This window comes from Pseudomonas lactucae, assembly GCF_036688725.1.
In the GTDB taxonomy this organism is placed as follows: domain Bacteria; phylum Pseudomonadota; class Gammaproteobacteria; order Pseudomonadales; family Pseudomonadaceae; genus Aquipseudomonas; species Aquipseudomonas lactucae.
This window is the reverse complement of the sequence record NZ_JAQQPT010000016.1, coordinates 63,368-77,141: the sequence shown is the minus strand read 5'-3', so window position 1 is coordinate 77,141 and position 13,774 is coordinate 63,368. Positions and strand designations below refer to the sequence as shown.

The window sequence follows — 13,774 nt, the reverse complement described above, 5'->3', positions numbered from 1 at the left end:
GGTTCTCTAAAGGCAGGCTTAGCCATGGACATCTCTGGAAGCAGCGCGTTTTATTCGGGCCTGAATACCATTCAGTCCGGGCAGAACCGTGTCGACCAGGCCGCCGGCAAGATCGCCAGTGCCGCTACCAGCCAACCTTCGGATGCGCAGAATGACCGCTTGCAGGCGGTCAATCGCGGGCAGCCGACCAACTCCGCCAGCAATATGGTGGAACTGGCCGAAGGCAAGTTTCAGGTCGAGCTGGGCGTCAAAGTCGCCAAGGCTTCGGATGAAATGCTCGGTACTCTGATCGACACCTACGCCTGATCTGCTGGCGCTAATTAATATGTGGGAGGGGGCTTGCTCCCGATAGTATCGTGCCAGTCGACACTATCTGACTGATCCACCGCTATCGGGAGCAAGCCCTCTCCCACATGTGCCCTGTTTTAATCCGATCCCTTTCTATACACCTCTTTGATGTGGCATCCAGCCTCAGGCCTTGTTGCGCCTGGGTTGACGTGTGTCATGACAAACGGCATCTGAGCGACGCTTGACATCCCAAGGTCGTAAACGTATGTTTCAAACACCTGTTTGACCGCCACAATAAATTCCACGCGGTTGTTCATTCCAGCTACATCAGCAGAGGTTTATCGCTATGCCTGACTACAAGGCCCCCTTGCGTGATATTCGCTTCGTTCGTGACGAACTGCTCGGTTATGAAGCGCACTATCAGAGCCTGCCGGCTTGCCAGGACGCTACCCCGGACATGGTCGACGCCATCCTTGAAGAAGGCGCCAAGTTCTGTGAGCAAGTGCTGGCACCGTTGAACCGCGTGGGTGACATCGAAGGGTGTACCTGGAGTGAGTCAGGCGTTAAAACCCCTGCAGGCTTCAAAGAAGCCTACAAACAATTCGTCGAAGGCGGCTGGCCGAGCCTGGCCCACGACGTGGAGCACGGTGGTCAAGGCCTGCCGGAATCCCTGGGCCTGGCCGTGAGCGAAATGGTCGGCGAAGCCAACTGGTCGTGGGGTATGTACCCAGGCCTGTCCCACGGTGCGATGAATACCATCTCCGAGCACGGCACTCCCGAGCAGCAAGAGGCCTACCTGACCAAACTGGTGTCGGGCGAATGGACCGGCACCATGTGCCTGACCGAGCCGCACTGCGGCACCGACCTGGGCATGTTGCGCACCAAGGCTGAACCTCAGGCCGATGGTTCCTACAAAGTATCCGGCACCAAGATCTTCATCTCGGCCGGCGAACACGACATGGCCGACAACATCGTCCACATCGTACTGGCCCGCCTGCCCGATGCACCGGCCGGTACCAAAGGCATCTCGCTGTTTATCGTGCCCAAGTTCCTGCCGAATGCAGACGGTTCGATCGGCGAGCGCAACGCGGTGAGCTGTGGCTCTCTTGAACACAAGATGGGCATCCACGGCAACGCCACTTGCGTGATGAACTTCGACGCGGCCACCGGTTACCTGATCGGCCCGGCGAACAAAGGCCTGAACTGCATGTTCACCTTTATGAACACCGCTCGCCTGGGCACCGCGCTGCAAGGCCTGGCTCACGCCGAGATCGGCTTCCAGGGCGGTCTGAAATACGCTCGCGACCGCCTGCAAATGCGCTCGCTGACCGGCCCGAAAGCGCCGGACAAGGCCGCTGACCCGATCATCGTGCACCCTGACGTGCGCCGCATGCTGTTGACCATGAAAGCCTTCGCCGAAGGCAACCGTGCGATGGTGTACTTCACCGCCAAGCAAGTGGACATCGTTAAATACGGCACCGACGACGAAGCCAAGAAACAGGCCGATGGCCTGCTGGCGTTCATGACCCCGATTGCCAAGGCGTTCATGACCGAAGTCGGTTTTGAGTCGGCCAACCATGGTGTGCAGATCTACGGCGGCCACGGCTTCATCGCCGAGTGGGGCATGGAGCAGAACGTTCGCGACAGCCGCATCTCAATGTTGTACGAAGGCACCACCGGCATCCAGGCGCTCGACCTGCTCGGCCGTAAAGTGCTGATGACCCAGGGCGAAGCGCTCAAGGGCTTCACCAAGATCGTGCACAAGTTCTGCCAGGCCAACGAAGGCAACGACGCTGTCAAAGAGTTCGTCGCACCGCTGGCTGCACTGAACAAAGAATGGGGCGAGTTGACCATGAAGGTCGGCATGGCGGCCATGAAAGACCGTGAAGAAGTCGGTGCCGCTTCGGTGGATTACCTGATGTATTCCGGTTACGCCTGCCTGGCTTACTTCTGGGCCGACATGGCACGCCTGGCGGCCGAAAAACTGGCTGCCGGCACCAGCGAAGAAGCGTTCTACACCGCCAAGCTGCAGACCGCGCGCTTCTACTTCCAGCGTATCCTGCCACGTACCCGTACCCACGTGGCCACCATGCTGTCGGGCGCCGGCAACCTGATGGACATGAAAGAAGAAGACTTCGGCCTGGCTTACTAAGCCTTACCGGATAAGCTTCGAAAACCGCCGCTTCCCTTGGGGAGCGGCGTTTTTTATGGGCGATAAAAAACCGCAGTGAAGCGCTCAGGGATTGTCGGCCGCTGCCGTTACAGTAGTGGCAATGTGATACATGGCGGACAAGGTGTGCTTAACTGTCCGGGTCAAGGCACAGTGCCATCATTTTTGCGCTTCGGAGCTTTACCCTTGTCACGCGTGTCCGCCGTACGGTTCAGTCATTTTTTCCCCTCGCTGCTGCTCTTGCTGGCAGGGCTCTCGGCTGCGTACGTCAAGGATCTCAACGTTTTCTTCACCTCGCTGTTCAACGTGTTGCCGACGTTGGTGCTGTTGCTCGGCGGTTCGTATTGCGCAGTCTATCGACGCCAGCGTGAGCTGTTCTTGATGATGACGGTGTACGTCGTTTACTTCCTGCTTGATACCCAGACTGATTTCTACCGCGACAACGGCCGTGTACGCGAAGACGCGGCGGTGGTGTTCCATCTGTGTTGCCTGTTGTTGCCGGTGCTGTTCAGCATCTATGCGTTGTGGCAGGAGAAGACTCATCTGTTTCGCGACTTTGTTGCACGCGGCGCGGTGTTGCTGGCGATAGGCAGCGTGGCGCTGGCCCTTGAACAGAGTTACCCCGAAGCGGTGCTGGGCTGGCTGGCGGAGATTCGCTGGCCGGCGCTGCATGGCAGCTGGATGAACCTGATCCAACTGTCGTACCCAATGTTCCTGATCGGCTTTTTGATCCTCGCGGCACAGTACTGGTACCAGCCGCGTCCGCTGCATGCGGCGCAATTGGTGGGCTTGCTGGGGCTGTTCTGGATGTTGCCGAAAACTTTCATCCTGCCGTTCACCCTCAATATCATGTGCAGCCAGGTGATGTTGATGATCGCCGCGGGCGTGGCCCACGAGGCTTATCAAATGGCGTTTCGCGACGAACTGACCGGGTTGCCGGGGCGTCGCGCGCTCAACGAACGCATGCAACGGCTGGGGCGCAATTACGTGCTGGCGATGACCGACGTCGATCACTTCAAGCGCTTCAACGACACCCATGGTCACGATGTGGGCGACCAGGTGCTGCGCCTGGTGGCGAGCAAACTGTCCAAGGTCAGCGGTGGCGGGCGTGCCTATCGCTACGGCGGCGAGGAGTTCGCCGTGGTGTATGCCGGCAAGACCCTGGATGAGTGCATGCCGCACCTTGAGGAACTGCGCCAGATCATCGCCGATTACGCGATCAAACTGCGCAACCCGGACAATCGCCCCCAGGACGATTTCCAGGGCCGGCAGCGTCGGGCCGCCGGCGGTGCATCGAGTGTGTCGGTGACGATCAGCATCGGCGTGGCCGAACGCCAGGTGGAGCAACGCACGCCCGAAGAAGTGCTCAAGTCCGCCGACGAGGCGCTTTACGCCGCCAAGGGGGCGGGGCGTAACTGCGTGGTAGCGGCCGGGCAGACGCGGCGTGGCGCGGTGCGCATGCAGAGCGCTGCCGGTTGAGTGATGGCGCTGTATTCAGCGGTTCTACAATGATTGTTTGAGGCGCGGGCCGGCAGTAGGTTGCAAGGATCTGCTGCCGGAGACATGACCATGCCTGAGTACAAAGCTCCCCTGCGCGACATGCGCTTTCTGATCGACAACGTGTTTGATTTCCACGGCCACTACGCCGCGTTGGGTGCAACCGACGCCAGCCCGGACATGGTCAGCGCGATCCTCGAAGAAGGCGCGAAATTCTGCGAGAACGTGCTATCGCCGCTCAACCGCAGCGGCGATGAAGAAGGCTGCCATTTCGACAACGGCGTGGTCACCACGCCCAAGGGCTTCAAGGAAGCATTCGCCCAGTACGTGGAAGGCGGCTGGCATGGTGTGGCGGCAGACCCGGCCTACGGTGGCCAGGGCTTGCCGCAGTCCCTGGGCCTGGTGCTCAGCGAGATGATCGGCTCCAGCAACACCTCTTGGGGCATGTATCCGGGCCTGACCCACGGCGCGATGTCGGCGATCCACGCCCACGGCACCGTCGAGCAGAAAGACACCTACCTGAACAAGCTCACCGCCGGCGAATGGACCGGCACCATGTGCCTTACCGAAGCCCATTGCGGTACCGACCTGGGCCTGATCAAGACCCGCGCCGTGCCCCAGGCCGATGGCAGCTATGCGGTGACCGGCAGCAAGATCTTCATCTCGGCCGGCGAACACGACATGAGCGCCAACATCATCCATCTGGTGCTGGCCAAATTGCCGGATGCACCGGCGGGCACCAAGGGCATTTCCCTGTTTATCGTGCCCAAGTTCCACGCCGACTCGGGTGAGCGCAACGCGGTGCACTGTGGCGCCATCGAGCACAAGATGGGCATCAAGGCCTCAGCCACCTGTGTGCTGAACTTCGACGGCGCCAAGGGTTTTTTGATTGGCGAGGCCAACAAGGGCCTCAACTGCATGTTCACCATGATGAACCACGCCCGCCTGGGCACCGGCATGCAAGGCCTGTGCAACGGCGAGGCGAGCTTTCAGGGTGCGATCAAATACGCCAACGACCGCCTGCAAATGCGCTCGCTGACCGGCGCCAAGGCCCCGGACAAGGCTGCCGACCCGATCATCGTCCATGCGGACGTGCGCCGCATGCTGCTGACCATGAAGGCCTTCAACGAAGGCAATCGCGCACTCACGTATTTGACCGCGCAGCTGCTTGATACCGCGCACCTGAGCAGCGACGCCGGCCAACGCCAGGAGGCTGAAGACTTGCTGGCGTTCCTCACGCCGATCTGCAAAGCCTTTATGACCGAGACCGGGCTGGAGGTGACCAACCACGGCATGCAGGTCTTCGGCGGCCACGGCTACATCCGCGAGTGGGGCATGGAGCAACTGGCGCGTGATGCGCGTATCGCGCCGATCTATGAAGGCACCAATGGCATCCAGGCCCTCGACCTGCTGGGGCGCAAGGTGCTGGGCAGTCAGGGCAAGTTGCTGCGCGGGTTTACCAAAATCGTGCATAAGTTTTGCGCCGCGAATGCCGAACATGTGCAGCTCAAGTCCTACGTGGCGCAGCTCAATCAACTGAACCAGCAGTGGGGCGAACTGACCACCCAGGTCGGCATGGCTGCGATGAAGAATCCGGATGAAGTCGGCGCCGCCGCGGTGGATTACTTGATGTACAGCGGTTACATCATCCTCGCCTACCTGTGGTTGCGCATGGCAATCGCCGCGCAGGCCCACGACGATGCCGAGTTTGCCAGGGCCAAGCTGGCCACTTGTGAGTTCTATTTCAAACGCCTGCTGCCACGTACCGCCACCCACCGCGCCGCTGTCGAAGCGGGCAGCGAGTGCCTGATGAGTCTGCCTGCGGAGGCGTTTGCGTTGTAGTGACTTAAAAATACCAGCCAGTCACAAGTGGACCCTATGTGTCTGAAAAGTTGTTCGGGTACACTCGGAGCCTGTAAAACAGATCCTATCGAATCACTTTTCACGTTCTCACGAGGTTTGCCATGGCTGATTACAAAGCGCCGCTGCGTGATATGCGCTTCGTCCTCAACGAAGTGTTTGAGGTTGCCAATACGTGGGCCCAATTGCCGGCGTTGGCAGACACCGTTGACGCCGAAACTGTCGAGGCGATCCTCGAAGAAGCCGGCAAGGTCACCGCCAAATCCATCGCCCCGCTCAGCCGCGGCGGCGATGAGCAAGGTTGCCGTTGGGAAGACACGGTCGTGTTTACACCGGACGGTTTTCCACAGGCCTACACAACCTACGCTGAGGGCGGCTGGGTAGGAGTGGGCGGTGACCCGGCCTTCGGTGGCATGGGCATGCCCAAGGCTGTGTCGGCCCAGGTTGAAGAGATGATCAACTCGTCGAGTCTGGCGTTCGGCCTGTACCCGATGCTGACGTCCGGCGCCTGTGTGTCGATCGCGACGCACGCCAGCGAGGAACTCAAGGCCGCCTACCTGCCGAAGATGTACTCCGGTGAGTGGGCCGGCTCCATGTGCCTGACCGAAGCCCATGCCGGAACCGACCTGGGGATGATCCGTACCAAGGCCGAGCCGCAGGCGGACGGTTCCTACACCGTCAGCGGGACCAAGATTTTTATCACCGGTGGCGAACACGACCTCACCGAAAACATCATCCACTTGGTGTTGGCCAAACTGCCGGACGCACCGGCCGGTCCCAAGGGCATCTCGTTGTTCCTGGTGCCCAAATTCATGGTCAACGCCGATGGCAGCCTCGGTGCGCGTAACCCGGTGAGCTGTGGTTCGATCGAACACAAGATGGGCATCCAGGCGTCCGCTACCTGCGTGATGAACTTCGACGAAGCCGTGGGCTACCTGGTGGGCGAGCCGAACCGTGGGTTGGCGGCGATGTTCACCATGATGAACTACGAGCGCCTGGGGGTGGGTATCCAGGGCCTGGCGTCCGGCGAGCGTTCTTACCAGAACGCCATCGAATATGCGCGTGATCGTCTGCAAAGCCGCTCGCCAACGGGCGCTCAGGCGAAAGACAAAGCTGCCGACCCGATCATTGTGCATCCGGACGTGCGTCGCATGCTGTTGACCATGAAAGCCTCGAACGAAGGCGGCCGGGCGTTCTCCACCTACGTGGCGACGCAGCTGGACATCGCCAAGTTCAGCGACGACGCCGCCGCCCGCGAGCGTGCGGACAACCTGGTGGCGTTACTGACCCCGGTGGCCAAGGCGTTCCTGACCGACCTGGGCCTGGAAACCACCGTGCTCGGCCAGCAAGTGTTCGGCGGTCACGGCTACATCCGTGAGTGGGGCCAGGAGCAACTGGTGCGTGATGTGCGCATCACCCAGATCTACGAAGGCACCAACGGCATTCAGGCCCTGGACTTGATGGGACGCAAGATCGTCGGCAGCGGCGGTGCGTTCTATCGCTTGTTTGCCGACGAGATCCGCCAGTTCATCGCCGGTGCGGGCGCCGAGTTGGTCGAGTTCACCAAGCCGCTGAGCGCGGCGGTGGACAACCTGGACGAACTGACCGCCTGGGTGCTGGACCGCGCCAAGGCCAATCCGAATGAAATCGGCGCGGCTTCGGTCGAGTATTTGCATGCGTTTGGTTACATGGCCTATGCCTACATGTGGGCACGCATGGCCAAGGCTGCTTTGGGCAAAGAAGCCGAAGACGACTTCTACGCCAGCAAGCTGGGCACGGCGCGATTCTACTTCGCCCGTCTGTTACCGCGTATTCACTCATTGAATGCGTCGGTAAAAGCCGGTAGCGAATCGCTGTTTTTGCTGGATGAGGCGCTGTTTTAAAGGCTTGGAGGGCGTGTAAGCATTCTCTTACATGACGTACTGCTATTCGTCCTCTATCGCCACATTGGATCCATCGATAATCTACTTCACATGGACGTCGCGCAGGAAGCGCAAAGCAACAACACGGACACGTAGGATTCTGCCAGGACGGCGGAGTGAAATGGATGTCAAGGGAAACAGTCTGCAAAGCCCCGCTTCGGCGGGGTTTTCTTTTGGGCGGCGAAAAAGTCAGGCGGGCGTCGGCGGGGCATTCATCACGTCTTCGAGCAGGGTGCTCAGCAGCGCCATCGTCGCGTGCTGGCGCTGTACGTCACGGCATACCAGCCCCACTTTGAGCGGCACCCGCGGTTCACTCAAGGGTTTCCACAATAGTGACTGGCTGTTGTGCTCATCCTGGGAGCGTCCCGGCAGCACCGTGGCCAGTTTGGTCTGGGGCAGGCTGTCGAGAATCCCCACCATGGTGTTCAGTTCTGCCTGCACTTGCGGTCGTCGCCCAAGGTTGGCGAGTTGGCCTTGCCAGATCTGGCGCACTTGAAACTCTTCTCCCAGCAACAACATCGGCAGCTCGGCCGCCTGTTTCAGCGAAACTTTCTTGAATTCGCGCAGGGGATGGTCTTCGGGGATGACCACCTTCAACTCATCTTCATACAACAACACCCCATGCAGCCCTGGCTGACGTGGCGGCAGATAGCTGATGCCGATGTCCAGCGAACCGTTGAGCAACCGCCGCTCAATCTCAATACCGGTCAATTCGTAGATCTGCACCACCAGGTGCGGCTGAGCCTTGCGCACGCGCTCAAGCATTTGCGGCACCAGGCTGGTGTGCACGGTTTGCAGCACGCCGATGGCCAGGGTGCGCAACGCCTGGCCCCTGAAGTTACGCAGCGCCTCGACGGCCTGTTGCATGCCATCAATCAAGGGCAACGCGTGGTTGTACAAGGTATGGGCCGCAAGGGTCGGCAATAGTCGCTTGCTGCTGCGTTCGAACAGGCTCACATCCAGGTTCTGCTCCAACTGGCGGATCTGTTGCGACAAGGCCGGTTGGGAGATCGACAGACGTTCAGCGGCACGGCCCACATGGCCTTCTTCATATACCGCGACGAAATAACGCAGTTGCTTGAAATCCATAAGTTTTTCTTATCGAAAAAGCTGCAAAATCGAAATGGCCGTCGGCCCACCAGACGCCTAGTCTAGCGCCTATTCGCAGGGCTTACAGGGCCGGATCGGGCAATGAACAGTGTTTGGGTTGATAGCATTTACATAGGCAAGGCAAACAATCCACAGGTGGTGTTCGCACCAGGCTTGGTTGCTATCGGGGTTGATCCGTGAGCCTGTTCAGCCGGCTTCGCCCCACGCCAAGCCTGGATGATCTGGTGATGGACGCAACGGATGATGCGTCCAGTGAACCGCTGATGCCCACCGTGGCCAGGCCGCCTCAAGTCTTTTCGCGTGGCCAGGGTTCCTGGCTGTGGGACAGTGACGACCGTGCTTATCTGGACTTCAGTCAGGGTAATGGCGCGAACAGTCTCGGTCATAGCCCACAGGTATTGATCAGTGCCCTGAACCAGCAGGCACAAGCGCTGATCAACCCCGGCATGGGCCTGCATAACCGCCCCCAACTCAATCTCGTCGAGCGGTTGTGCCACCGTACCGGCAGTGACCAGGCCTATCTGCTTAACAGCGGCGCGGAAGCCTGTGAAGCGGCGATCAAGCTGGCGCGCAAATGGGGCCAACTGCATCGTGGTGGCGCATACCGCATTATCAGCGCCAGCAACGGTTGCCATGGCCGCAGCTTTGCGACGCTGGCGGCGTCGGCGCAAGCCTTGGAAAACCGCTTCGAGCCGCAATTGCCCGGTTTCAGCCACGTGCCGTTCAATGACCTGCCGGCGCTGCACGCAGCCGTCGATGCGCAAACGGTGGCCATCCTGCTCGAACCGCTTCAGGGTGTCGGCGTAATGCCCGCCACCGAGCATTACTTGAAGGGCGTCGAGCGGCTGTGCCGTGAACTGGGCATCCTGCTGATCCTTGACGAAGTGCAAACCGGTCTTGGCCGTTGCGGTACGTTGCTTGCCGAACAGCAATACGGCGTGCGCGCCGACATCATCACCCTCGGTAAAGGCCTGGGCGGCGGCGTGCCCCTGGCGGCACTGTTGGCACGCGGCAACGCATGCTGTTTTGAAGTGGGTGAGTTGGACGGCACCCATCATGGCAACGCGCTGATGGCGTCGGCCGGCGCGGCGGTACTCGACGCGGTGCTGGAACACGGCTTTCTTGAGCATGTGCGCGAGTCCGGTCTGTATCTGGGCGAAGGGCTGGCGCGCCTGGCTCATCGCTACGATCACGGCCAACTGCGTGGCCAGGGCCTGATGTGGGGCCTGACCTTGTCGGATGATTGCGCAGATGCCGTGGTAAAAGCCGCCCTGCACGAAGGCCTGATCCTCACTGCGCCGCAACCCGACTGCCTGCGCTTCACCCCGGCGCTCACCGTGAGCAAAAGCAACATCGACGAAATGCTCCTGCGCCTGGCCCGCGCGTTTTCCCGCGTGCGCACTGCGCAACTGCAATGCCGCAAGGGCATCGCCGTTTAATCTCTTATTCCTGAACCGTCTCGCGGCATACGCGGCGCCTCCAGCCTGATTATTTTGGCTGGGGGCGTTTTTTTGTCTGCTTATTACAGGATGGCGCAATGCCAGAATTCACTGAACCCTCACGAACCCCCAAGGTCGATTAGCTACACGGCTCACACGAGCCGATTTTCTGGAGCTGACCCATGGATTTCATTCGTATCATCATCGCCATTTTGCTGCCGCCACTGGGTGTGTTCCTGCAAGTAGGCTTCGGCGGCGCGTTCTGGCTGAACATTCTGCTGACCTTGTGCGGTTACTTCCCAGGCATCATCCACGCGGTGTACATCATCGCCAAGCGTTGAGGCCCTTAGCCTTTTGCGATGAGCCGTGAGTTGCGCTCATTGCGAAAGGCCAGTTGCTCGATGGTCTGGGTGGCGTGTTCGGCTTCTTCCCGCGCGTTAAGGATGATGCCGTGATGCTCGGACTTGCTGCACACCGGGTCTGCATTGCTCGCATCCCCCGTGAGCATGAAGGCCTGGCATCGGCAGCCGCCGAAGTCCTTTTCCTTTTCATCGCATGAACGGCACGGCTCGGGCATCCAGTCGTAGCCGCGAAAGCGGTTGAAGCCAAACGAGTCGTACCAGATGTATTGCATGCTGTGGTCGCGCACGTTGGGAAATTGCACCGGCATCTGTCGGGCGCCGTGACAGGGCAGGGCGGTGCCGTCCGGTGTGACTGTCAGAAAAATACTGCCCCAGCCGTTCATGCAGGCTTTAGGGCGCTCCTCGTAATAATCCGGCGTCACGAAGATCAGCTTGCACGGGTGGCCTTCGGCTTCAAGCTTGGCGCGGTATTCGTTGGTGATGCGTTCGGCGCGTACCAGTTGCTCCTGAGTGGGCAATAACCCCACACGGTTGAGCTGCGCCCAGCCGTAGAACTGGCAGGTGGCAAGTTCGACGAAGTCCGCTTCCAGCGCGATGCACAGCTCGATGATGCGGTCGATCTTGTCGATATTGTGCCGATGGGTGACGAAGTTCAGCACCATCGGGTAGCCGTGGGCTTTCACCGCACGGGCCATTTCCAGCTTTTGCGCGAAGGCTTTTTTCGAGCCGGCCAGCAGGTTGTTCACCTGTTCATCGCTGGCCTGGAAGCTGATCTGGATATGGTCCAGACCGGCCTTCTTGAAATCGCTGATTTTCTGCTCGGTCAGGCCGATGCCGGAGGTGATCAGGTTGGTGTAGAACCCCAGTTTGCGCGCCTCGGCGATCAATTCCGCGAGGTCTTGGCGCACCAGCGGCTCACCACCGGAAAAACCCAACTGCGCGGCGCCCATCTCGCGGGCTTCGCGAAAGACCTTGATCCACTGTTCGGTGCTCAGTTCCTTACCCTGCTCGGCGAAGTCCAGCGGGTTGGAACAGTACGGGCACTGCAACGGGCAGCGGTAGGTCAGCTCGGCCAGCAGCCACAGCGGCAGACCAATGGCTGGCTTTTCAGGCAAGGGTGATCCAGTGCTCAGCACGGGCGACCTCCATGAATTGCTCGATGTCGTCACCGAGCTCAGGCACACCAGGAAATTGTTTATCCAGCTCGGCGATGATCGCGGCCACGTCGCGCTCGCCATCGATCAAACCGCCGATCAACGCCGCGCTATCGTTGAGCTTGATCATGCCCTCGGGATAGAGCAGCACATGGCCTTTTTGCGCCGGCTCGTATTGATAGCGGTAGCCCGGGCGCCAGGTCGGTATTTTGCTGCGATCAAAGGTCATAGGGCGATCCCTTTATGCCAGACCCGCTGCTCGGTCACGCTGTGATAGGGCGGGCGTTTGAGTTCATAGGCCATGCTCATGGCGTCGAGCATGCTCCACAGGATGTCCAGCTTGAACTGGAGAATTTCCAGCATGCGCTCCTGGCCTTCACGGGTGGTGTAGTGCTGCAGGGTGATCGCCAGGCCGTGCTCGACATCGCGACGTGCCTGGCCCAGGCGGGTACGGAAATATTCGTAGCCGGTCGGGTCGATCCACGGATAGTGCTGCGGCCAGCTGTCGAGGCGCGACTGATGGATCTGCGGCGCGAACAGTTCGGTCAACGAGCTGCTGGCAGCCTCCTGCCAACTGGCGCGACGGGCGAAGTTGACGTAGGCATCCACCGCAAACCGCACGCCGGGCAGCACCAATTCCTGGGAACGCAGTTGGTCGGGGTCGAGGCCGACCGCCTGGCCCAGGCGCAGCCAGGCTTCGATGCCGCCGTCTTCACCGGGTGCGCCGTCATGGTCGAGCAGGCGTTGAATCCACTCACGACGAATCTCGCGGTCCGGGCAGTTGGCCAGGATCGCGGCGTCCTTCAGGGGAATGTTCACCTGGTAGTAGAAGCGGTTGGCGACCCAGCCCTGGATCTGTTCGCGGCTGGCGCGGCCTTCATACATCGCCACATGGTAGGGGTGATGGATATGGTAGAAGGCGCCCTTGGCCCGCAAGGCCGCTTCAAACTCGGCGGGCGTCAGCGGTGTGTCAGTCATTTGCGTTGCTCCTACAATTGGATGCTCATGCCGTCGTAAGCCACTTCGACATTGCGCCGTACCAGCTCCGCGCGCTCGGGGGAGTCTTCATCGAGGATAGGGTTGGTGTTGTTGATGTGGATAAGCACCTTGCGCTGCTTGGGTAGCTGCTCAAGCACTTCAAGCATGCCGCCGGGGCCGTTCTGCGCCAGGTGGCCCATTTCGCGCCCGGTGCGGGTGCCTACGCCGCGGCGCTGCATTTCATCGTCGTCCCACATTGTGCCGTCCACCAGCAGGCAATCGCTGCCGGCCATGATCTCCAGCAACGGCGCGTCGACCTTGCCCAACCCCGGTGCATAGAACAATTTGCCGCCGGTGCGCAGGTCTTCGACGATCAGGCCGATGTTGTCGCCCGGGTGAGGATCGAAGCGATGCGGCGAGTAGGGCGGTGCGGCGCTGCGCAGCGGCAGCGGGGTAAAGCGCAGGTTCGGGCAGGCCGGGATGCTGAAGCTGGCATCCAGCTCGATACGGTTCCAGGCCAGGCCGCCGTTCCAGTGGGTGAGCATGGTAAACAGCGGGAAGCCGGTGCTCAGGTCTTCATGGACCATGTCGGTGCACCACACCGGGTGCGGGCAGCCTTCGCGCAGGCTCAACAGGCCGGTGGTGTGGTCGATCTGGCTGTCCATCAGGATGATCGCGCCGATACCGGTATCGCGCAGGGCGCGGCCAGGTTGCATCGGCGCAAACCCTTGCAGTTGCGCGCGAATATCCGGGGAGGCGTTGCACAGCACCCAATTGACGCCATCATCGGAGATCGCGATAGACGACTGGGTCCGCGCCTGCGCCCGCAGGCTGCCGTCACGAAAACCTGCGCAGTTCACGCAGTTGCAATTCCACTGTGGGAAACCACCGCCGGCGGCAGAACCTAGAATCTGGACAAACATGATTGCTCCATCACGCAAAGCTCAAAACAAAAACGCCCCGGGCGAACCGAGGCGTTGTATTACCCAGCGGA

At 60.5% G+C, this 13,774-nt stretch carries 12 protein-coding genes; 7 read left to right on the top strand and 5 right to left on the bottom strand.

The annotated features are described in order from the left end of the window. The first annotated feature begins 24 nt into the window (after nt 1-24). The 5 genes from V6M90_RS19125 to V6M90_RS19105 all read left to right on the top strand — a co-directional run bounded on the left by V6M90_RS19125 (nt 25) and on the right by V6M90_RS19105 (nt 7,698). On the top strand, nt 25-306 hold the full coding sequence (locus V6M90_RS19125) for a hypothetical protein (protein WP_003176510.1): 282 nt from the start codon (nt 25-27) through the stop codon (nt 304-306). Between the two features lie 328 nt (nt 307-634). Then, nucleotides 635-2,440: a phenylacyl-CoA dehydrogenase gene (locus tag V6M90_RS19120; protein ID WP_003176509.1), complete on the top strand. Its 1,806-nt coding sequence runs from the start codon at nt 635-637 to the stop codon at nt 2,438-2,440. A gap of 204 nt (nt 2,441-2,644) precedes the next feature. Next, nucleotides 2,645-3,937, top strand: coding sequence for a GGDEF domain-containing protein (locus V6M90_RS19115; RefSeq protein WP_042945372.1), 1,293 nt, complete (start codon nt 2,645-2,647; stop codon nt 3,935-3,937). A gap of 90 nt (nt 3,938-4,027) precedes the next feature. Then, entirely contained in the window at nt 4,028-5,797 is a 1,770-nt protein-coding gene (locus tag V6M90_RS19110) for an acyl-CoA dehydrogenase C-terminal domain-containing protein (protein ID WP_332846952.1), read from the top strand. Between the two features lie 122 nt (nt 5,798-5,919). Continuing rightward, nucleotides 5,920-7,698, top strand: coding sequence for an acyl-CoA dehydrogenase C-terminal domain-containing protein (locus V6M90_RS19105; protein ID WP_003176506.1), 1,779 nt, complete (start codon nt 5,920-5,922; stop codon nt 7,696-7,698). Nucleotides 7,699-7,926: 228 nt separating this feature from the next. Here the strand turns inward: V6M90_RS19105 and V6M90_RS19100 are convergent, their stop codons facing one another. Then, nucleotides 7,927-8,826 (bottom strand): LysR family transcriptional regulator, encoded by a 900-nt coding sequence (locus V6M90_RS19100; RefSeq protein ID WP_332846951.1) that lies wholly within the window; start codon nt 8,824-8,826, stop codon nt 7,927-7,929. 248 nt (nt 8,827-9,074) lie between these two features. Here V6M90_RS19100 and V6M90_RS19095 point away from each other — a divergent pair, with 248 nt between their 5' ends. Together V6M90_RS19095 and V6M90_RS19090 are read left to right on the top strand one after the other, a co-directional pair. Beyond that, nucleotides 9,075-10,286 carry an aspartate aminotransferase family protein gene (locus V6M90_RS19095; RefSeq protein WP_370694865.1) on the top strand — a complete coding sequence of 404 codons (1,212 nt, stop codon included), beginning with the start codon at nt 9,075-9,077 and terminating at the stop codon, nt 10,284-10,286. A 182-nt stretch (nt 10,287-10,468) separates the two neighbouring features. After that, complete coding sequence (locus V6M90_RS19090; protein WP_003176503.1) at nt 10,469-10,627, top strand: YqaE/Pmp3 family membrane protein; 159 nt, start codon at nt 10,469-10,471, stop codon at nt 10,625-10,627. A 5-nt stretch (nt 10,628-10,632) separates the two neighbouring features. On the opposite strand, the gene pqqE is transcribed toward V6M90_RS19090, so the two are convergent. Genes pqqE through pqqB form a run of 4 tightly spaced genes read right to left on the bottom strand, consistent with a single transcriptional unit; the run spans nt 10,633 to nt 13,703 of the window. Beyond that, nucleotides 10,633-11,763 (bottom strand): pyrroloquinoline quinone biosynthesis protein PqqE, encoded by a 1,131-nt coding sequence (pqqE, locus tag V6M90_RS19085; RefSeq protein WP_408637327.1) that lies wholly within the window; start codon nt 11,761-11,763, stop codon nt 10,633-10,635. Further along, the gene (pqqD, locus tag V6M90_RS19080) at nt 11,756-12,031 is read right to left on the bottom strand and encodes a pyrroloquinoline quinone biosynthesis peptide chaperone PqqD (protein WP_003176501.1); all 276 of its coding nucleotides are present in this window, start codon (nt 12,029-12,031) and stop codon (nt 11,756-11,758) included. Before pqqD ends, pqqE begins: the two co-directional genes overlap by 8 nt. Next, complete coding sequence (pqqC, locus tag V6M90_RS19075) at nt 12,028-12,780, bottom strand: pyrroloquinoline-quinone synthase PqqC (protein WP_003176500.1); 753 nt, start codon at nt 12,778-12,780, stop codon at nt 12,028-12,030. Before pqqC ends, pqqD begins: the two co-directional genes overlap by 4 nt. Before the next feature lie 11 nt (nt 12,781-12,791). Further along, nucleotides 12,792-13,703: a pyrroloquinoline quinone biosynthesis protein PqqB gene (gene pqqB / locus V6M90_RS19070; RefSeq protein WP_141062957.1), complete on the bottom strand. Its 912-nt coding sequence runs from the start codon at nt 13,701-13,703 to the stop codon at nt 12,792-12,794. Nucleotides 13,704-13,774 lie beyond the last annotated feature (71 nt).

Bases quoted from the DNA above. Each gene is read 5' to 3' on its own strand.
- V6M90_RS19095 (WP_370694865.1), top strand. From the start codon at position 9,075: ATGGACGCAACGGATGATGCGTCCAGTGAACCGCTGATGCCCACCGTG.
- pqqD (WP_003176501.1), bottom strand. From the start codon at position 12,031: ATGACCTTTGATCGCAGCAAAATACCGACCTGGCGCCCGGGCTACCGC.
- pqqC (WP_003176500.1), bottom strand. From the start codon at position 12,780: ATGACTGACACACCGCTGACGCCCGCCGAGTTTGAAGCGGCCTTGCGG.
- V6M90_RS19110 (WP_332846952.1), top strand. From the start codon at position 4,028: ATGCCTGAGTACAAAGCTCCCCTGCGCGACATGCGCTTTCTGATCGAC.
- V6M90_RS19090 (WP_003176503.1), top strand. From the start codon at position 10,469: ATGGATTTCATTCGTATCATCATCGCCATTTTGCTGCCGCCACTGGGT.
- V6M90_RS19100 (WP_332846951.1), bottom strand. From the start codon at position 8,826: ATGGATTTCAAGCAACTGCGTTATTTCGTCGCGGTATATGAAGAAGGC.
- V6M90_RS19105 (WP_003176506.1), top strand. From the start codon at position 5,920: ATGGCTGATTACAAAGCGCCGCTGCGTGATATGCGCTTCGTCCTCAAC.
- V6M90_RS19120 (WP_003176509.1), top strand. From the start codon at position 635: ATGCCTGACTACAAGGCCCCCTTGCGTGATATTCGCTTCGTTCGTGAC.
- V6M90_RS19125 (WP_003176510.1), top strand. From the start codon at position 25: ATGGACATCTCTGGAAGCAGCGCGTTTTATTCGGGCCTGAATACCATT.
- pqqB (WP_141062957.1), bottom strand. From the start codon at position 13,703: ATGTTTGTCCAGATTCTAGGTTCTGCCGCCGGCGGTGGTTTCCCACAG.